General features: G+C 71.6%; 16 protein-coding genes. 3 read left to right on the forward strand and 13 right to left on the reverse strand.

Going from position 1 to position 17,871, the window contains the following annotated elements; all coding sequences use genetic code 11:
• Positions 1-62: 62 nt before the first annotated feature.
• Together OHA72_RS57145 and OHA72_RS57150 are read left to right on the forward strand one after the other, a co-directional pair.
• Entirely contained in the window at positions 63-1,073 is a 1,011-nt protein-coding gene (locus OHA72_RS57145; RefSeq protein ID WP_327004478.1) for a hypothetical protein, read from the forward strand.
• Positions 1,070-2,488, forward strand: a complete 1,419-nt coding sequence (locus OHA72_RS57150) for a glycogen synthase (RefSeq protein WP_327004479.1) — start codon at positions 1,070-1,072, stop codon at positions 2,486-2,488. The genes OHA72_RS57145 and OHA72_RS57150 overlap by 4 nt, the downstream gene beginning before the upstream one ends.
• Positions 2,489-2,561: 73 nt before the next feature.
• Here the strand turns inward: OHA72_RS57150 and OHA72_RS57155 are convergent, their stop codons facing one another.
• The 4 genes from OHA72_RS57155 to OHA72_RS57170 are packed head-to-tail and all read right to left on the reverse strand — an operon-like array spanning position 2,562 to position 6,414.
• Entirely contained in the window at positions 2,562-3,347 is a 786-nt protein-coding gene (locus OHA72_RS57155; RefSeq protein WP_327004480.1) for an ABC transporter permease, read from the reverse strand.
• 12 nt (positions 3,348-3,359) lie between these two features.
• Positions 3,360-4,139 (reverse strand): ABC transporter permease, encoded by a 780-nt coding sequence (locus OHA72_RS57160; RefSeq protein WP_327004481.1) that lies wholly within the window; start codon positions 4,137-4,139, stop codon positions 3,360-3,362.
• A complete protein-coding gene (locus OHA72_RS57165; RefSeq protein WP_327004482.1) occupies positions 4,136-5,104 on the reverse strand; it encodes an ABC transporter ATP-binding protein in 969 nt (322 codons plus the stop codon). Before OHA72_RS57165 ends, OHA72_RS57160 begins: the two co-directional genes overlap by 4 nt.
• Positions 5,104-6,414, reverse strand: a complete 1,311-nt coding sequence (locus OHA72_RS57170) for an ATP-grasp domain-containing protein (RefSeq protein WP_327004483.1) — start codon at positions 6,412-6,414, stop codon at positions 5,104-5,106. The genes OHA72_RS57165 and OHA72_RS57170 overlap by 1 nt, the downstream gene beginning before the upstream one ends.
• A 171-nt stretch (positions 6,415-6,585) precedes the next feature.
• On the opposite strand from OHA72_RS57170, the gene OHA72_RS57175 reads away from it, so the two are divergent.
• On the forward strand, positions 6,586-7,515 hold the full coding sequence (locus OHA72_RS57175; protein WP_327004484.1) for an LLM class F420-dependent oxidoreductase: 930 nt from the start codon (positions 6,586-6,588) through the stop codon (positions 7,513-7,515).
• Here the strand turns inward: OHA72_RS57175 and OHA72_RS57180 are convergent.
• The 9 genes from OHA72_RS57180 to OHA72_RS57220 are packed head-to-tail and all read right to left on the reverse strand — an operon-like array spanning position 7,501 to position 17,868.
• On the reverse strand, positions 7,501-8,535 hold the full coding sequence (locus tag OHA72_RS57180) for an HAD-IIIC family phosphatase (protein ID WP_327004485.1): 1,035 nt from the start codon (positions 8,533-8,535) through the stop codon (positions 7,501-7,503). The two genes, OHA72_RS57175 and OHA72_RS57180, sit on opposite strands and share 15 nt — an antisense overlap.
• Before the next feature lie 37 nt (positions 8,536-8,572).
• Entirely contained in the window at positions 8,573-9,706 is a 1,134-nt protein-coding gene (locus OHA72_RS57185; protein WP_327004486.1) for an acyl-CoA dehydrogenase family protein, read from the reverse strand.
• The gene (locus OHA72_RS57190; RefSeq protein ID WP_327004487.1) at positions 9,703-9,978 is read right to left on the reverse strand and encodes an acyl carrier protein; all 276 of its coding nucleotides are present in this window, start codon (positions 9,976-9,978) and stop codon (positions 9,703-9,705) included. The genes OHA72_RS57185 and OHA72_RS57190 overlap by 4 nt, the downstream gene beginning before the upstream one ends.
• Positions 9,975-10,841: a 3-hydroxyacyl-CoA dehydrogenase family protein gene (locus tag OHA72_RS57195; protein WP_327004488.1), complete on the reverse strand. Its 867-nt coding sequence runs from the start codon at positions 10,839-10,841 to the stop codon at positions 9,975-9,977. Before OHA72_RS57195 ends, OHA72_RS57190 begins: the two co-directional genes overlap by 4 nt.
• 17 nt (positions 10,842-10,858) lie before the next feature.
• Positions 10,859-13,849 carry a type I polyketide synthase gene (locus OHA72_RS57200; protein WP_327004490.1) on the reverse strand — a complete coding sequence of 997 codons (2,991 nt, stop codon included), beginning with the start codon at positions 13,847-13,849 and terminating at the stop codon, positions 10,859-10,861.
• A gap of 48 nt (positions 13,850-13,897) precedes the next feature.
• Positions 13,898-14,851: a phosphotransferase gene (locus OHA72_RS57205; RefSeq protein WP_327004491.1), complete on the reverse strand. Its 954-nt coding sequence runs from the start codon at positions 14,849-14,851 to the stop codon at positions 13,898-13,900.
• Positions 14,848-16,101 carry a hypothetical protein gene (locus OHA72_RS57210; protein WP_327004493.1) on the reverse strand — a complete coding sequence of 418 codons (1,254 nt, stop codon included), beginning with the start codon at positions 16,099-16,101 and terminating at the stop codon, positions 14,848-14,850. Before OHA72_RS57210 ends, OHA72_RS57205 begins: the two co-directional genes overlap by 4 nt.
• The gene (locus tag OHA72_RS57215) at positions 16,086-17,063 is read right to left on the reverse strand and encodes a transketolase family protein (RefSeq protein WP_327004494.1); all 978 of its coding nucleotides are present in this window, start codon (positions 17,061-17,063) and stop codon (positions 16,086-16,088) included. The genes OHA72_RS57210 and OHA72_RS57215 overlap by 16 nt, the downstream gene beginning before the upstream one ends.
• On the reverse strand, positions 17,056-17,868 hold the full coding sequence (locus tag OHA72_RS57220; RefSeq protein WP_327004495.1) for a transketolase: 813 nt from the start codon (positions 17,866-17,868) through the stop codon (positions 17,056-17,058). Before OHA72_RS57220 ends, OHA72_RS57215 begins: the two co-directional genes overlap by 8 nt.
• Between the last annotated feature and the right edge of the window lie 3 nt (positions 17,869-17,871).

Genomic DNA, 17,871 nt, shown 5'->3' on the forward strand with positions numbered 1-17,871 from the left:
TGGCAGGTTGTTCGACCGGTGTCACCCTGCCGGCGCCGGGGCTGCTCCCCTAGCGTCGAGCCGTGCGGAAGACACTCGCGTTCGAGCAGCCGCTCGCCTACGGCTTCTTGTTCTACGCCGCCCCCCTCGGCATTCTGGCGGCCCGTCCGAAGGCCACGGACTGGGTACTCAGCAATTACGTCCAGGTCGTTTACGAGCATTCAGGCGAGGCCGCACCCGTGCCGTTCGCCTTCTACGTCCACGACTACTCGGTCAGCCCGTGGCTGGAGACGCTCCGGCTGAACCGGGACTGGGTGAGCCGGCAGGACCGGGGCATCGCCGGTATCGTACGGGACGCGATCGAGTTGGACTTCTACGTCTACCTCGGCCTCAACGAGCGGTACGTCCCGGAACGGCTGGCCTACGGTCGCAACGACTACCCGCACGAAAACCTGATCCGCGGCGTCGACGACCGGGACGACTGCTTCGAGCTCTACGGGTGGGACCAGCACCAGGTCTTCCGCGCCACGCAGCTGCCGCAGGACGACCTGCCGATCGCGTATCACAACAACGGCTCCGGCCCGTTCTACGACGTGCCACTGACGCTCTACCGGTACAACGACGCCGGCGAGTACACCTTCGACCTCAAGTACGTCGAGCGCGGCGTCATCGAATATCTGGAGTCCTTCAACACCTCAACGCACTTCCAGGCGCAGCGGGACCCTTGGGACCGGGCGTACGGGCTGGAGACCTACAACCTGCTCGAATCCTACCTGGACGGTTACGCGGCCGGTCGCGAGGAGTACAACCCCCGCAACGTGCATGTCCTGTGGGAGCACAAGCGCCTGATGGTGGCCCGGTTGAGCCGCTGCGCCGAGCTCGTTCCCGCGGTCGGGGACCTGGTCGAGCCGTACCGGCAGGTCGAGCGCATGGCCCGAGCCCTGCGCATGATGACGATCGCGCACGCCGAGGGCCATGGCACCGACTTCCGCGCTGAGGCCATCGCGCTGCTGCGCTCGATCAGGGCCCAGGACGAGCGGCTGCTGCGACGGTTCGCGGCGTGCCTGGCGGACGCCCGGGAGGCCGTGGCATGAGATGCCTGTTCGTCACCCAGGAGTACGCGCCCTACTTCGCCGAGGGCGGCCTCGGCCTGACCAGCAACGCGCTGCCCGCCGCGCTCGCCGGGCGGCACGGCATCGAGCACGATCTCGTTCTGCCGTACTATCCGCGACTGGTCCACCGACTCGGCCTGCGCACCGAGGCGGTGCTGGAGCTGCCGGAGCGGGCGGCCACCGTGCACCGGCTGCTGGACGGCACGCCGGCCGGCAACATGTACCTGATCCGCGCCGACCGCTGGTACGACCGGCCCGGCATCTACCGCGACGACGACTACGTGGCGTTCGCGGACGAGGCCGAGCGGGCGGCCTACTTCGGCCTGTGCGTCGCCGACTGGGTGTCGGCGACGGCCGCGGGCTCCGCGGCGCACACGCTGGTGCACGGCAACGACTGGCAGTCCGGCGCCGCCATGGCCCATCTGCGCGAGCGGTTTCCTCACCTGCCCCAGCTGCTGACCATCCACAATGGACTGTACCGGGGCGACCTGCGCGGGCGCGACCCGGTCGTGCGGGGTCTGCCGGACCGCGTCGCCCGGCGGCTGCGCGACGACTCCCGTGGCCGGCCCAGCCTGCTGCTCGCCGGGTTGTTCGTGGCGGACGCCGCGGTGACGTGCAGCCCGACGTACGCCGACGAGCTGCGGGCACCGGTCGACGGCGACCCCATGCCTGAGGCGCTGTGGCGGCTGGAACTGTCCGGCGTCCTCTTCGGCGTCGACGAGCGGCTGTGGGACCCCGCCGCCCCCGGCCGCTCGTCCACGGTGTACGACGCGACGACGGTCGAGCAGGGCAAGCGGTCGAACAAGCTGGCCCTGCAGAAGCGGCTCGGGCTGCCGCAGGACGACATGCTGCCGGTGGTGGGGGTCTGCTCGCGGCTGGTCCCGGAGAAGGGCTCCGACCTGTTGGTCGCGGCACTCGCGCCGCTGCTGCGCGCGGGGCGGCTGCAGCTGGTGCTCGTCGGCCCCGCCACGGCCGACGTGCGACGGCAGATGCGGGGGCTACCCGGGCTCGCCCACGTGCCGGGCTACGACCAGGACATAGCGTGGCTGACGTTCGCCGGTGCCGACCTCACCGTGATGCCCTCACGGGTCGAGCCGGGCGGACTCAACCAGCTCATCGCGTTTCGCTACGGCACCGTCCCGGTGGTCAGCCCGGTCGGCGGCCTCAACGACACGGTTGCGGATCTGCGCCGCGACCCGGACCGCGGGACCGGCTTCGTCATCGCCGAGCACACGGTGGCTTCGGTGCGCGACACGGTCACTACCGCCCTGGACTGGATGGCCGGCGACCCGGGGCGGCACACCGAGCTGCGCCGCAGGATCATGGCCGACGACTGGTCCTGGGCCCGCACCGCGGCCCACTACGCCGCCGTCTACTCCCGGCTGAGCCGAGGGTGAGCGGGTCGCGGCGGGTGGCGCCAGACCTGCCGCTCGACGCGAGCCGCGCCCGGCCGATGGCTCACGTGGTGGCTCAGGCCGCCTCCAACGAGGCGGATCGGCGGCTCTCGATCTCCAGCAGGCGCAGCAGCAACGCGCCGGCGAGGCCGTAACCCGCGCCGATGAGCGCCTCGGTGATCAGCAGATGGCCGACCCCGGCCAGAGTCGCTCCGGCGACCAGCGCGCGGGTGGCCGCGATGCCGTGCGTCAGCGGCATCCACTCGCCGATCGCCGCCATCCACGACGGCAACGCGCCCGGCGGGATGTTGGCCCCGCTGAACAGCAGCAGCACGCCGAACAGCAGGTTCGACAGCACCGCGGTGTCGAGCAGCCGCAGTCCGAAGGCCGCGTTGACCAGTCCGAGGCCGATGCACGAGCCCGAGCACGTCAGAACTGCCAGCACGACGGGCCCGATCGCCGCGTACGGCACCGCCACCCCCAGCAGCGCGCCGCCGGCGAACAGCCCGAACAGCGCAACCCCGAAGCCGTTGACGAGGACCGGCAGCGCCCGGCCCAGCACGAGCGCCAGCCGGGACGCCGGCGAGACGAGAACGATGCCAAGCGTGCCCTGCAGCCGCTCGCCCGCGATGGTGCTGGTCATCCCGAACAGGCACGGGATGGCGGCGTACTGCACCGCGTTGCCGACGACGAAGAACGTGTCAGTCTCAAGGCCGGCACTGCGCCCGATGTAGGCGAACAGCATGATCTGCGCCAGCGGCGCGACGACCAGCGACGGGATCAGGATCCACGGGGAGAGCCATCCGAACAAGGCACGGTAGCTGGTGACCCCGCCGACGACAAGAATTCGAAGCCAGTTCATGCGGCCCACCGTTCAGCTGAGGGACAGGGCGGCGTTCTTCCGGGCGGAACGCAGGATCGTCTCCGTGAGCCACACGCCGAGGGTGCCGTAGGCCACCGCGAGCCCGGCACACAGCGCCAGCTGCCGCCACGGGTTGGCGCCCTCGACCGTGGCCCTGATCGCCGCCATCCCCCAGGAAGGCGGTAGCGCCCACGACAGCGGCCGCAGCCACTCCGGCAACAGCCCGGTTCGCACGAGGAACCCGCAGACCAGCCATACGGGGTACTCGAGCAGGCCGCTCAGAGCCCATGCGACGCGGTACCGTACGACCGTCACGCACAGTACGAAGCCCAGGACCGCGAAGGACAGCACGGTCGCGGCGACCGCCCCGGCGAACAGCAGGGGCCGGCCGAGGTGCAGCTCCACGCCGAACAGCAGGCGCGCCCACACCAGCGTCGCAAGCATCCCGTAGCTGCCCACGGTCGAGACCGCGGACACGATTGCCGCGATCGACAGCGGGAACGGCGCCGGGGCCGCCACCAGCAGCTCCAGCGTGCCGAACCCGCGCTCGCGCTGCAGGACGGCGCTCGCGGTGGTGCTGATCGCGGTCCAGATCGTCATCACGCTCGCGCCGAGTGCCGCGTAGACGAGCGCGTCGGCATCGCCGTGGACCCGGTAGATCAGCAGCGCTGCGGTGGCGAAGAACAGCGGCCACACCACCTGCATGACGCCGTCGAACACCGATCGATGCAGCATCTTCATGTGCATCCGCCACGTGATGGCGAAGACGCGCAGCACGCGGCCGGCGGTCATGACCGGCCCACCAGCTCGACGTAAGCGTCTTCCAGCGTCGGCTCGCGGGTCAGCACGCTGCCGATGGTGACGCCGTCGAGACAGGCCAGCACCGCCTGCGCCACCTCGGCCCCCGGCTCGGTCCGCACCAGCAGCGCCTGCGCCTGCGCCCGCTCCTCGACGGCGACCGATCGCACGCCTGCGAGATCGCCGATCCGCTCGACCGTGCCGTCCGGCACCCCGTAGACGACGACGTCGAGGACGGTGCTTCCGGACGCGCGGGCCTTGAGCTCCGCCGGGGTTCCCTCGGCGACGATCGACCCGTCGCGGATGACCGCGATCCGGTCGCACAGCTCGTCGGCCTCGTACATGTAGTGCGTGGTGAGCAGCACCGTCTTGCCCACGGCCGTCAGCGCCGCCACGGTCGCGCGCAGCTTCCGCGCGCCGATCGGGTCGATGCCGATCGAGGGTTCGTCGAGGAAGATCACGGGCGGGTCGTGCAGCAGGCCGCGAGCGATGTGCAGGCGCTGCCGCATGCCGCGGGAGAAACCCTCGACCCTTTCCCGTTGCCGGCCGGCAAGGTCGACCGTCTCCAGCACCTGCGCGATCCGGCGCCGCTGCTTCCGGGCCGGCACGCCGTACAGTTCGGCGAAGTAGCGCAGGTTGTCCAGCGCCGACAGCCGGTCGTAGAGGCCGCGGTCGCCGCCGAACACGTAACCGACCCGCCGGCGGACCTCGGTCGTGGCGGAGACCACGTCGTGGCCGAGCACCCGTGCCGATCCTGAGGTGGGCAGCAGCAGCGTGGTCAGCATCTTGATGATGGTGGTCTTCCCGGCGCCGTTCGGCCCGAGCAGGCCGAACAGCTCACCCTGCCGAACCGCGAAGCTGACCTCGCGCACCGCCTCGGTCTCCTGGCGCTGCCGCCACAGCACGCCGGTGCGGCTGTGGTACCGCCGCGAGATCCGGTCGACCTCGATCCCGGCCACTAGACGTGCTCGGCCCGAGCCGCGGCGGCAGCCTTGACGCCGGCCTGCCACCGCAGCAGTTCGCGCGGTGTGGCACCCGGCGGCACGGCCACGGTCCGCTCCTGGAACCACGAAACGACCTCGTCCATGCGCTTGAACAGCTCCGCGCGGGAGTCCGCCGCGAACAGCACATGACCCATTTTCATGATGGTGCTCACCATCGGCTCCATGTCAAAGCCGATCGGCCACTCGACCATGGCGTATTCGACGTTCGGCAGCGCCATCAGCTCGTGCTCCGTCGGGTGGGACACGAGCAGGCCGGGCACGTAGGGCAGGAAAGCCGCACCGACCGCGGCGGGGCGGATCTCCGGCTTCAGGGTCGGCTCGATGCCCAGCGCGCACTGGGCCGCGGCCTCGGCGAGGCTGACGCCGAACTTGTGGAGGACCTCCTCCTCGACGCATCCACCGCCGCGGCGGGCCGCGCACTCGCCGAACGTCAGGCGTTCGTGCTCCGCGTCGTAGAACATCTCCATGTGGAACACGCCGGCCCGCAGCCCAAGCACCCGTAGCGCCTGCTCCGCCATCGGGGTAACCCGCTCGTAGACGGCCGCGTCCTGGACCGGGTCGAACACGAACGTGCGCAGCCACTGATTGTTGGACACCGCGGTCAGGCAAGGCTGCACGTAGCCGCCAACGCTGAGGAACCGCAGCTCGCCGTCGAACACCACGCCGTTGAGGTGGTACTCGTCCCCGGGTACGAACGACTCGAGAATGTACGTACGGAAGCGCCGGTCGGCCCGCGCCCGCTTCGCCGCCTCCTGCAGCTCCGCGCTCGACCGGATGACGGACGTGTAGTAGGTGGCACCGCCGGAGACGGGCTTCAGCACCGCCGGGGCGAACGGCACCTCGAAGTCGGCCGGCAGCTCGCACAGGTCGTCGATGACGATGAAATCGGCCGTGGGCACGCCGGCGGCGGACAGCGCGGCCTTCGCCAGCGATTTGTCCCGGCACAGCGCGGCGACGCGTGGCGACATGGACGGGATACCCAGCGCCTGGCCGAGGAACGCCGCGGCGGTGACGCCGCCCTCGTCCGTGGAGTACACGCCGTCGAAGCTCGACGGATCGATTCCGGCCCGGTACAGGCCGAGCAGCACGGTCTCGACGTCGTGGGCGCTCTCGAGGAAGAGCTGCCGGTCGGCGGACGGGATCGCCACCCGGCCGAAGTCGGCCTGCGGCAGTCCACAAGCGACGGTGAGATCGACGCCGAGGTCGGCACAGGCGCGTACGACGTGGGCATCGTCGCTGAGCATGAGCAGAGATTTCCGAGTCATGGGCACAGTCCCATCCGAAACAGTTCAGGGCAGATTCGCTCGCTGCAAGCCGATGCTAGGCCCCCGCACGGGCCCCCGGCCCGTCTCCGTGCGCGGTACAAGTTGCCTGTCCGCAACTGCCACCGGCAACGGCTGGCCCGCGGTCCGTGCCGCGCCATAGCTTCGGTGCTCATGGACTTCCGCGTCTTCACCGAGCCGCAGCTGCAGGGCGCGACCTATGCGCAACAGGTGACCGCCGCCCAGGCCGCCGAGGATCTCGGCTACACCGGCTATTTCCGATCCGACCACTTCCTGGCCTTCGGCCCCGGCAGCGACCGGGCCGGGCCCACCGACTCCTGGCTGACTTTGGCCGGCATCGCCCGCGAGACCCGCACGATCCGGCTGGGCACGCTGGTGTCGGCGGCCACCCTGCGGCTGCCCGGCCCGCTGGCGATCCAGGTGGCGCAGGTCGACGAGATGTCCGAGGGCCGCGTCGAACTGGGACTCGGCGCGGGCTCCCACGAGGACGAGCACACCGCCTACGGCATCCCGTTTCCCGCCCGGCGCTTCGACCCGCTGGAAGAACAGCTGGAGATCCTCAAGGGCCTGTGGTCGACGCCGGCCGGTTCGACGTTCGATTTCATCGGTAAGCACTACCGACTCCACGATGCCCCGGCGTTGCCCGGCATCCGGCAACGCCCGCATCCGCCGCTGATCGTCGGCGGGCACGGTGCCCGCCGCACGCCGCGCCTGGCGGCACGGTTCGCCGACGAGTTCAACATCGGCATGGCCGGCATCGAGAAGACCGCGACAGCGTTCGAGCGGGTCCGGGCGGCCTGCGCTGAGACCGGCCGGGACCCGCGAGACCTCACGTATTCGGTCGCGCTCACCATCTGCTGCGGCGGCACCGACGCCGAGGTGACCACCCGCGCGCACCGCCTGCAGCGGGGCACCGCCGAGCTGCGCTCGACCGGTCTCGCCGGGTCACCGGCCGAGATCGTCGAGAAGGTCGGACGATACGCCGAAGCCGGCGTCCAGCGCTGTTACCTGCAGTTCCTGGACCTCACCGACCTCGACCACCTGGAGCTGGTCGCGCACCAGGTGCTGTCACAGGCTCGCTAGCGCAGCGGCGGTGAGCTCGACGTAGGGCGGCACAGCCGGTCCTGCGCCGGGCCGCAGCCGCAGCCGCCGGACGAGTTCGCCGCTACCGCCGTCGCCGGTCTCGACGAAGCCGGCGAGCCGGTAGACCATGTACATCGGACGGTTGACGTCATTGGGCAGGAAGTCGGCGGTCAGGATGCGTCCGTGTGTGCTGGCCTGCTGCGCCAGGTAGGCCAGGACCGCGCCGCCGATGTTGCGGCCCATGACCCGGCACGACATGAGGAAGAGCCGGATCCGCCACTCGTTGTCGTCGAGGCCGAGCAGCACGATGCCGATCGTGCCGTACGAGCCGAACCGATCCTCCAGCGACATCGTCAACAGCGCCTGATCGGCGCGCGGCAGCAGCGCCGCCAGCTCGTCGGCCGAGAACGTGAGACCCGTGGTGTTGAGCTGATGGGTCCGCTGGCTCAGCTCGGCGGCGCGCAGCAGATCGTCCACCGTGGCCGGTGCGATCGTGAGCCGCATGCCGAGCGTGGCCAGGAAGTCGTTGCGCGGCCCCTCGAAGGTCTCCTCGTAGGCGCGCCTGGTCTCCTCCTGCCGGTACATCAGCCGGCGGTTGCGCGACTCGGGCGTGACCGCCGCCGCCAGCCCCGGAAGGGCCAGCAGCTCGTGCAGGTCGGCGGCGTCGACGCAGCGCACCTGCGGGCACACGTGGGCCACCTCGGCCCGCTCGAACGGCGAGTCGTCGACGAACAGCAGCGTGTCCAGGCCGATGTTCAACGCCTTCGCGATGGCCTGGACCAGCTCCGACTTCGGCTGCCAGGAGATCTGCGGGTACAGGAAGTAGTCCGCTACGCCCAGTTCGCGAAGCCGTGCCATCGCTCGTTGCGGCTCGTTCTTGCTGGCGATCGAGTGCAGCACGCCCCGTTCGTCGAGGGCGGTGAGGATTTCGGCCAGCCGCGGGCGCAGTTCGGCGCCGCCGCCCTCGGCCAGGATGCCGGACCACACAGTGTCGTCGAGGTCCCAGACCACGCACTTCACGCGGCTGGATGGCGCTGGGGACAATTCCTCGATCCTTTCAACGGGACGGTGGCGGCTCAATGTGGCCGGTGGTGCGGAACCGCGCGAGCTGCTGCTCCGCGATGAGGTGCTGCAGCAGCTGGGTGCTGCCCTCGATGATCTCCATGACCCGGGCGTCGGCCACGTGCCGGTCGACCGCGCTGCCGGCGACGAGGCCCTCCGCGCCGTGCAGCTGGGCGGCCGTCGCCGCCGCGGCCGATGCTGCGCGGCTCGCCGCCAGCTTGGCGGTGAGCACGTGGGCGACGGCCCATTCGTTCCGGTCGTCGAGCGCCCGGGCGGCCCGACGGCACAGCAGCTCCGCGGCGTCCACGGCCACCGCGCTGTCGGCGAGGAGGCCGCGGACGAGTTGCAGCCGGTGCAGCGGGCCGTCGAACTGCTCGCGGCGGATCGCCCGTCCGGTCGCCGCGGACAGCGCGGCCCGGGCCAGCCCCCACGCGCCGAAGGCCACACTGAGCCGGCCGACGATGAGCGCGTCCGCCGCGATGTGCGACAGTGCCGTTCCCGGCCGGCCGAGGAGCCGTTCCGCCGGGACGTGGCATCCGGCGAGCTCGACGTCGGCGAGCCGGGAGCCGCGGAAGCCGCTGGTGGCCGGGGCCGGCCGGGTGCGCAGGCCGGGGTCGTCGCGCCGGACGAGCACCGCGACCGGACCGGCCGGGGAGGTGGCGAAGACCAGGAACAGGTCGGCGGTCTCCCCGAAGGTCACCCACCGCTTCCGTCCGGTCAGCTCCCACCCGCCGGCCACCGGCCGGGCGGTCGTCGTGATCCGGCGCACGTCACTGCCGGCGTTCTCCTCGCTCAGCGCGAAAGATGCGGTGGCGGTACCGTCGGCGAAATCCGGCAGCAGGGACTTGCGGAGCTCCTCCTGGCCCCAGCGGGACACCGCCCGGCAGACCATGCCGTGCACGGTGAACAGGCTCTGCAACGACGGCGACCGTTCGGCGACCGCGCGGTTGAGCTCGCCGAAGCGGGCGTAGTCGAGGCCGAGACCGCCGTGTTCGCGCGGCACGAGCGCGCCAAGCAGACCGGTGCGGGCGGTGTCACGGACGAACTGCGCCGGGAACTGCGCCGCGGGCTCCTGGATCGAGGCGAGGAACCCGGCCAGCGCCACCGGCAGGCCGTCGTCGGCGGTCACGTGCCGACCTTCCGGCCGACGAACGCGACGATGGCCGCCACGCTGTCGAAGTTTTCGATGTCGAGGTCCTCGTCGTCGACGGTCAGGGCGAACTGGCGTTCCAGCTGCGCGATGAGCTCCACGGCGGCGAGTGAGTCGAGCAGGCCGCCGGTGATGAGCCGTTCGTTGTCGATGAGGGTGGTGTCGTCGACGTAGCGCGCCAGGAAACGGGTGACGACACCCCGGATCGTCGCCTGGTCCGGTGTTGTGGACGGCGCGGACGAGATGGTCATGACGCCTCCCCGGCGTAGATGTAGAAGCCCCGGCCCGTCTTGCGGCCGAGGTGCCCGTCTCGCACCATGCGCAGCAGGCGGGCGGAAGGGGTGAAGCGCTCGGGCCCGTAGGCGTCTGTGAGGACGCGCAACGTGTGCACGATCGTGTCGATGCCGATGATGTCGGCGGTGCGCAGCGGGCCGGTGCGGTGCCCGACGCACCCGCGGAACAGCCGGTCGACCTGCTGAGGGCTGGCCACGTCGTCGTCCAGGACGGCTGCGGCCTCGTTGATGAACATCATGAGGCAGCGGTTGATGACGAACCCGGTGGCGTCGGCGACCACCACCGAGTCCTTGCCGAGCCGACGGACGAGCGCGCCGAGCCGGTCCAGCGCCCACTGCGCGGTGTACGGCGTCCGGATCACCTCGACCATTGACGACGTCGCCACCGGGTTCATGAAGTGGGCGCCGACGACCCGCTCGGGGTGGCCGGTCACCAGCGCCAAGCCCGACACGGCGATGGCGGAGGTGTTGACGGCCACGACCGCGCCCGGGTCGAGGATCCGGTCGAGCCGGTCGTGCAGAGCCTCCTTGACCCGCGCGTCCTCGGTGACGTTCTCGATGACCAGCGCGCAGTGTGCGAGCTCCTCCGTCGCCGTGACGTAGCTGAGCCGTCCCGGGCCGTCCGCGGGGCCACCGGATCCGCCCGCGGTAAGGCGGGCCAACCGGTCGCCCGCGGCGATCCGGTGGGCGGCCTCCTGCAGGGCCGCGGGATCGGCGTCCTGCAGCACGGTGGCGACGCCGCGGGCGGTGAGGGCCTGGGCGAGGCTGGCGCCCATCACGCCGGCGCCGACGACACCGACGACACCGCTGTCATCGGCCACGCTGTCCATGGTTGCGTTCATCGCGCTGTGTTCCCGTCCCGCCATGCGCCGACGTGTTTGGCCATGCCTTCGAGTGACGACGCCTCGAAGGCCACGGTCGCGGGCACCCTGACGCCGACGGTGCGCTCGATGCCGGCGAGCAGCCGGACGCTCATCATCGAGTCGCCGCCCAGCTCGAAGAAGTCCGCGGCGGGGCCGAGGTCGGCGACGCCGAGGATCTCCCGCCACAGCCCCGCCAGGACGGTGCGGAGCTCGTCCGGGTCCTCGTCGGCGGTAGCCGTCGCCGGGCGCTGTGCGGCGGTCGGTGGGCCGGCGGGCGCGACGGGTGCCGCGACCATCGAGCCGGCCGGCGCGACCAGCGTCCAGCCTTCGGCGATGTAGACGCTGCGGTCGTCGGTGGCGGTCGGTGGCGCACTCACCCGCTTCGGCGGGCGGCCCGGCCGCAGCGCCTGCCAGTCGGGTTCGGTGCCGGTCTGCCAGAGCCGGCCGAGCGCCCGCAGCAGGACGGCGGCGTCGGAGTCGTTCTGGTACTCGCGGCGAACCGTCGCGACGACCGCCGTGCCGCCGAGCTCGGCCCTGGCCTGGGCCACGAGGGTACGTAGCTGGCCGGGTCCGATCTCCAGCAGGACCCCGCACCGCTCGGCGGCGGTGCGTAGCGCATCGCTGAACAGGACCGGTGCGGTCAACTGCCGGTGCCAGTAGCCGGGCAGGCGGATCTCGTCGGTGCTCCAGGTGCCGGTCAGATTGGCGATCATCGCGACGTCCGGTGCCGCGATGGGGATGTCGGCGAGCAGTTCGGCGAGCTGGCGCCCGGCGTCGTCGAGCATCGGCGTGTGGAATGCGTGCCGAGCCGGGAGCAGCCGTCCGGGCATCCCTTGCTGGTCGAGCCGGTCGGCGACCGCCATGACGGCGGGCCGCTCGCCCGCCAGAACGCAGCTGCGGGGTGAGTTCACGGCCGCCAGCCAGACACCGGGGCCGGTCAGCTCCTCGGCCTGCGTCCTGGGCAGGCTGACGGCGAGCATCACGCCTTCGGGCTGGGCCGCGACGAGGGCGGCGCGCGCGACGACGATCCGGAGTGCGTCGTCGTCGCTGAACATGTTCGCGGATGCGGCGGCGGCCAGCTCACCGAGGCTGTGCCCGGTGACGGCAGCGGGCTGGACGCCGATCGCTCGCAGCGACCGGGCCAGTGCGAGCTGCACCGAGAACAGCGCCGCGTGGACCGCGACCGGATCAGTCAGCGCGGGGTCCTGGGTCCGGCGGCCGTCGACGAGCCGCCGGAGGTCGACGGCCGCACCCGTTCGCCGCGCTCCCGCAGCCGGTGCCCGCAGGATGCCGCGCAGGTCGCGCCCGGCGTGGTCGCTGCAGACGCTCAGGTACCGCTCGACCAGGTCGGCGAAGCCCGGCAACAGCTCCGCCAGCCCGCCGCACATGCCCGGATAGTGGTCACCGACGCCGGGGAAGACGAAGCACACCTCGGATGCGGGAACCGCGTCGTGAGTGTGGCCCGTGCCGTCGTCGAGCTCCGCGGCCAGCTCCGCGCCGTCGTGGCCGATACCGAAGCGGCGGTAGCGGCGTTGCCGGCGACCGAACTGCGAGACGTCGGCGGCCTCCGCGGGAGACATCCGCCCGGCGGTCACCGCAGCACGCCATGCCGTCGCGGTACGGTCCGCGGCGGCGGCCGAGCTCGCCGACACGAGCACGAGCGACGGTGCGGCGCCGTCGGTTTCCCGGTCTGCCGGCAGCGGCGGCTGCTCGACGATGACGTGCACGTTGGTGCCACCGAGGCCGAACGAGCTGATCGCGCCGCGGCGCAGGTCGGTGTCCGCCCAGTCCCGGGCCACCCTGGCCAGCTGCAGGCCGGACCCGCGCCCGACCGCCTGCGCCGGTGTGCCCACGTGCAGGGTCGGCGGGATCCGTCCATGGTGGACACTGCGCACCATACGGACGAAGCCGGCGAGCCCGGAGACCTCGCGCACGTGCCCGATGGAGGACTTCACGGAGCCGACGAAGGCCGGACGCTGCCCGCCGTACACTGCGGACAGGGCCGCCCACTCCACCGCGTCGCCGAGGGGGGTGCCGGAGCCGTGCGCCTCAACGGCACCGATCTGCTCGGCGTCCACCTCGGCGAAGAGCAGGGCATCGCGGATCACCCGTTCCTGCGCCTCGGCGCTGACCATGGCGTAGCCGCTCTTCGCACCGTCGTTGTTCACCGCCGAGCCGCGGACGACAGCGTAGATCCGGTCACCGTCGGCCCGGGCGTCGTCGAGGCGCTTCAGCACGACGGACACGACACCGTCGCCGCTGACCGTCCCGCTCGCACGGGTGGAAAACGGTCGGCAGTACCCATCGGGTGAGCCGATACCGCCGGCCAAGTAGAGATATCCGAACTGGTCGGGCAGGCGCATCGTAGCGGCGGCCACGACGGCCACATCGCACTCGTAGCCGCCGAGGCTCTGCCCGGCCTGGTGCAGGGCCACGAGGCCGGTCGAGCAGGCCGACTGCACGGTGATCGCGGGGCCACACAGGCCCAGCCGGTACGCGACCTTGGTTGCGCTGTGGTCCTTGTCATTGCCTACTTCGAGCGCCAGTTCGTCGACCGCTTCACCGTTCGCGGCGAGCACCCCACGCACCAGCTCCTCGTGCCGGTTGCGGCCGACCCCGGTGAAGACGCCGATGGTGCCGGCGGTCCGCTCGGGCACCACGCAGGCGTCCTCGAGGGCGTCGTGCACCACGCTCAGCAGCAGCCGGTGCTGCGGGTCGGTGATCAACGCCTCCTTCGGCGACATGCGGAAGAACGCTGCGTCGAAGTCGAAGGCGCGGGAGAGGCGACCCGACGCACCGACCCACCGGGGGTCGTCGAGCAGGTCGTCGGGGACGAGGCCTCGCAGGTCGGCGGCCGGCGTGCGGCTGATCCCGTCCCGCCCGCCGAGCAGGTTGTGCCAGAACTCGTCCAGGGTGTCGGCGCCGGGGAGCCGGCCGGCCATGCCGATCACGGCGATTTCTGTCATCGGTCACCCACCTTCCGTCCTGTCTCGTCGGGCTCTCTCGGGTCGGGCTCACACACGGCTGTCCACCCGCCACTCTGGGGTCTCGGCCTCGTAGTGCTCGGCGAATGGCCGGAAGAACAGGTGATCGGCGGGCCGGCCCTGGTTGCGTATCCGCCGGATCATCCAATGGCAGAAGAGCGGGGTGAGCCGCATGATCGCGGCGGAGTCCGCGCCGGTGAGCCGCGCATAGCGGTCCAGGGCCTGGTCAACGGCGAGCCGGAACGCGCCGGTGCCGTGGAACACCTGCTCGAACAGCCAGCCGAAGCCGCGTTCCCGATAGTCGGGGTGGGCGATGAGCGCCGCCGTGTGCACGACGTTGAGCACGTCGAGTGCCGGCAGGCCGGTCGGCTGGTAGTCCTCCCAGTCGATGAGCGAGATCCGGCCACGGCCGTCGACGCGCAGATTCCACGGGCCGAGGTCGCCATGGGCGGGGCCGACGGCGGCGCCGTCCAGACCCGCCAGGGCGGAGCCGGGCAGGCGGTCGAGGTCGGGCAGGTAGGCGGCGGCGACGTCGATCGCGGTGACCGACGTCGAGGCCGGCGCGCTGCGGTGGACCGTCGCGGCGAGTTCGAGTGCATCGCCGAGCAGTTCCGGCCACGCCGCGGGCGACGCGGCGGCCATCCGGTCCGGGAAGTCGACGGCCGCCACGTAGGTCATGACGAAGCCCCGTCCGAGCCGCCGGACGGCCCGCGGTCGCAGCGTGTCCAGTCCGCGCAGGCCCGACAGGATCTGCCACTCGCGCTGGACCATGCCGTCCTGCTCGTCGAGCGGGACTTTGGCCACGTATCGCGGGGTTCCGTCGAGCGTGGACTCCACGAAGAGCCGTTGCCGTTGTTTGCGCTCGCTGTGCGGCGTCCAGGACCGGAAAGTGATCCGCTCCTTGGTGGCACCGTCGGTGTCGCGGTGAACCGCGAGCAGCGCCTCGGACACCTCGGCGACGGTCGGAGCGGGCCGGCCGGTCATGATGTGCTCCGCGCAGTGGCTCCGACCGGCAGCAGCCGGCCGAGCAGCTCAGTGAAGCGCTCGCCGTGGAACAGCGATCGTAGTTCGGCCGCGCCGGTGGCCCGCTCGTCCGCGCTCAGCGCGACGAACGCCTCGATGCGTTCGTTCATCCCGCGCCGGAACCTGCGGTACGCCGCGTCGTCGGTCAGCAGCGGGGCGACCTGTGCGATGATCGCGGCGGTGCCCTGGTAGTCGTGGTCGGGCACGGCGTAGTTGTCGACCATGTCGGCGAAGCGGCTGCCGCACTTCGCGAACAGGGTCCCGCGCAGGCCGGCGAGGTTGACGATGTGACCGTAATGCTCCTCCGGCAGGGCCATCGGGAACCGGTCGAGGACCGTGGCCTCGTGAATTGCCGTCAACCCCGGCGTAAGCATGCAGTGCCGGGCGGACGCCAGGAACCGCATGAACGCCGGCTGGGCCAGGCACGTCAGGTCCGCCCGCCGGTCGCCGACCGAGACAGAGCCGGCCCGGTCGCCCGCGAATCCGCCCGAGCACGCGACCACCCGCTCGAACCGGGGCCAGTCCGCCAGCAGATCGCTCATCCATCGGGCGATGAGCCGCAGGTACTCGTTGTTGTGGTCGAAGTCGAGCAGGAAGTTCTTGTACCCGCCGAGGCTGAGCAGCAGGTCCGGACCCGCACCGGACCCGGCGGCGACGGCGAGGCTCTGCTCGTCCACGATGGAACCGGTGAGGTGGATCCGGCCGTCGTACACCCGCTGGATCTCGGCCAACCGCTCGGGGACCCCGGGGAAGTTCTGCACCGCCGAGGCGTCCGCGAGCAGATGCGCGGCGTATTGCCGCTCGTGCGGCGACAGGCCGCCGAGGTGATGTTCGAGGGTCCCGAAGCCGGCGCGGCGCACCTTCGCGCACAGCTCGGCGATCGCCGCGGGCTCCCGCCGCAGCTGCCAGAACGCGAAGAGACTGTCGACGTAGAACACCGGACGGCCCAGGGCGACCGCTCGGAACACCAGGTCGGCATCCATCACCGAAATGACGTAGTCACTGTCGAGGATCAGGCCATCCAGTGCGGTCGGTGAGCTGTCCCGCGGGGCCACCACCTCGTCGAACGCATCGGCGTTGATCCGGGCGAAGTCGGCCCGGATCGTCGTGCCGGTCAGGACGCGGTGGTGGCCGGCCAAGGCCCGGGATATCGCGGTGAGCTTGGATATCGGGCCGAACCCGAAATCCGACGCGCCTAGGACGATGCGCACGGTGCTCTCCCTGCTCGTGAGTGCGTCAACTCGAGCACGGTCCGCGCGATCGTGGCCGCGTTGATGCCGTAGAAGTGGTAAAGGTCGTCCCGGTCCAGTGCCGGGGCCGGCCGGTCGTCGACCGCAAGAGCGGCGAAGGGCAGGTGGTGCCGTCCGGCGAGGGTGAGCGCGACCCGGCCGGCGATGCCGCCCAGGGCGAAATGGTCCTCGACGGTGACGACCACGGTCGCCGTGCGCACAGCGTCGAACAGCGCCTGCTCCGGGAACGGATGCACGGCCGTGAGCGCGAGCACCCGCACGGGTCCGGCCGCGTCGCGCAGCAGCTGCGCGGCGTGCAGTGCCTCCGCGACGGTCGACCCGGTGGCCACCACGAGGGCGCCGCCGGGGGGCCCGAGCAGCCGCGGCTGCAGCGCCGAGAACGGCTGGGCCTCGTCGTGGACGACCGTGTCGGCGCGGGCACCGAGACGGACATAGCCGGGGCCGTCGCCGTCGACCGCCTCCCGCACCGCCCACGCGGCGTCGTGGACGTCGGCCGGGCAGAAGACCCGGACACCCGGCATGGCGGACATCGCGGCCAGGTCCTCCGGCACGTGGTGGCTGGCGCCGAGGCTGCCGTAACTGAGACCGCCGCCGACGCCGAGGAACGTCACGTCCAGGCCGGGGCGGCACACGTCGATGCGGATCTGCTCCGCCGCCCGGCGGACGAGGAACGGCGCCATGGCGGCGACGACCACCTTGCTGCCGCCCCGGGCGAGTCCGGCGGCGACACCGACGAGGTTGGCCTCGGCGATACCGACGTCGACGGCCCGGGCGGGATGTCGCCGCTCCACCCCCGCCGTGAGGGCTCGGGCGTCGGCGGTGACGACAACGAGGTCGGGATGCCGGTCGCTGAGGTCGACGAGCACCTCGGCGACGATCGGCCGCATGCTCAGCGTCTGCGTCGTGGTGGCCGGCTCAGCCATGCGCCACCGGGGCCGGGTCGCCGAGGCCGCGCAGAGCCGTGCTGAGGAGGTCCGGAGTGAGCGAGCCGACGTGCCATTCGGCGCTGTGTTCCATGAATGAGACGCCGCGGCCTTTGACGGTGCGGGCGAGGACGACCGTGGGCCGGTCGCCGTCGGCGGCCGCCGGCAGGCAGCGGGTCAGCGCGGCGTGGTCGTGGCCGTCGACCGTCGCGACATTCCAGCCGAACGCCCGCCACTTGTCGTCGAGCGGCGCGAGGTCCAGCACGTCGGCCGTGCGCCCCTCTTGTTGCATGCCGTTGACGTCGACGATCGCGGTGAGGCGGCCGAGTCGCCGGTGCGCGGCAAACATCGCGGCCTCCCACACGGAGCCCTCGTTGAGCTCGCCGTCACCCAGGACGACGAACGTGCGGTGGGCCCGTCCGTGCAGCCGGGCCGCCATGGCCAGGCCGGCGCCGATCGACAGACCATGACCGAGTGCGCCGGTGGCCGCATCGACGCCGGGGGTGCCGTCCGCGGGGTGGCCGGGCAGGAGTCGTCCGGGGCCGAGGTCGAGCAGGCCCAGCTCACTGAGCACGGCATAGAGCGCCCAGACAGCGTGCCCCTTGCTCAGGATCAGCCGATCCCGGTCAGGGTCGGTCAGGTCCTCCGGCGTCAACCGCATCACGCCGTGGACGGCGACGAGAATGTCCACGACGGACAGCGACGATCCCAGATGGACGCTCTGGGTGGCGGCGAGCCGGAGCAGCGCACGCCGCGCGCCGACGGCAACGTCGGCGGCCGGACGGAGCGCCTGCGGTGCGGTCATTAC

Origin of the sequence: Dactylosporangium sp. NBC_01737 (assembly GCF_035963215.1) — a bacterium.
Lineage (GTDB): Bacteria > Actinomycetota > Actinomycetes > Mycobacteriales > Micromonosporaceae > Dactylosporangium.

Excerpts from the sequence above, each read along its gene's own strand:
- OHA72_RS57190 (WP_327004487.1), bottom strand. The coding sequence starts at position 9,978 with ATGACCATCTCGTCCGCGCCGTCCACAACACCGGACCAGGCGACGATC.
- OHA72_RS57220 (WP_327004495.1), bottom strand. The coding sequence starts at position 17,868 with ATGACCGCACCGCAGGCGCTCCGTCCGGCCGCCGACGTTGCCGTCGGC.
- OHA72_RS57170 (WP_327004483.1), bottom strand. The coding sequence starts at position 6,414 with ATGACTCGGAAATCTCTGCTCATGCTCAGCGACGATGCCCACGTCGTA.
- OHA72_RS57160 (WP_327004481.1), bottom strand. The coding sequence starts at position 4,139 with ATGACCGCCGGCCGCGTGCTGCGCGTCTTCGCCATCACGTGGCGGATG.
- OHA72_RS57150 (WP_327004479.1), top strand. The coding sequence starts at position 1,070 with ATGAGATGCCTGTTCGTCACCCAGGAGTACGCGCCCTACTTCGCCGAG.
- OHA72_RS57205 (WP_327004491.1), bottom strand. The coding sequence starts at position 14,851 with ATGACCGGCCGGCCCGCTCCGACCGTCGCCGAGGTGTCCGAGGCGCTG.
- OHA72_RS57215 (WP_327004494.1), bottom strand. The coding sequence starts at position 17,063 with ATGGCTGAGCCGGCCACCACGACGCAGACGCTGAGCATGCGGCCGATC.
- OHA72_RS57200 (WP_327004490.1), bottom strand. The coding sequence starts at position 13,849 with ATGACAGAAATCGCCGTGATCGGCATGGCCGGCCGGCTCCCCGGCGCC.
- OHA72_RS57155 (WP_327004480.1), bottom strand. The coding sequence starts at position 3,347 with ATGAACTGGCTTCGAATTCTTGTCGTCGGCGGGGTCACCAGCTACCGT.
- OHA72_RS57175 (WP_327004484.1), top strand. The coding sequence starts at position 6,586 with ATGGACTTCCGCGTCTTCACCGAGCCGCAGCTGCAGGGCGCGACCTAT.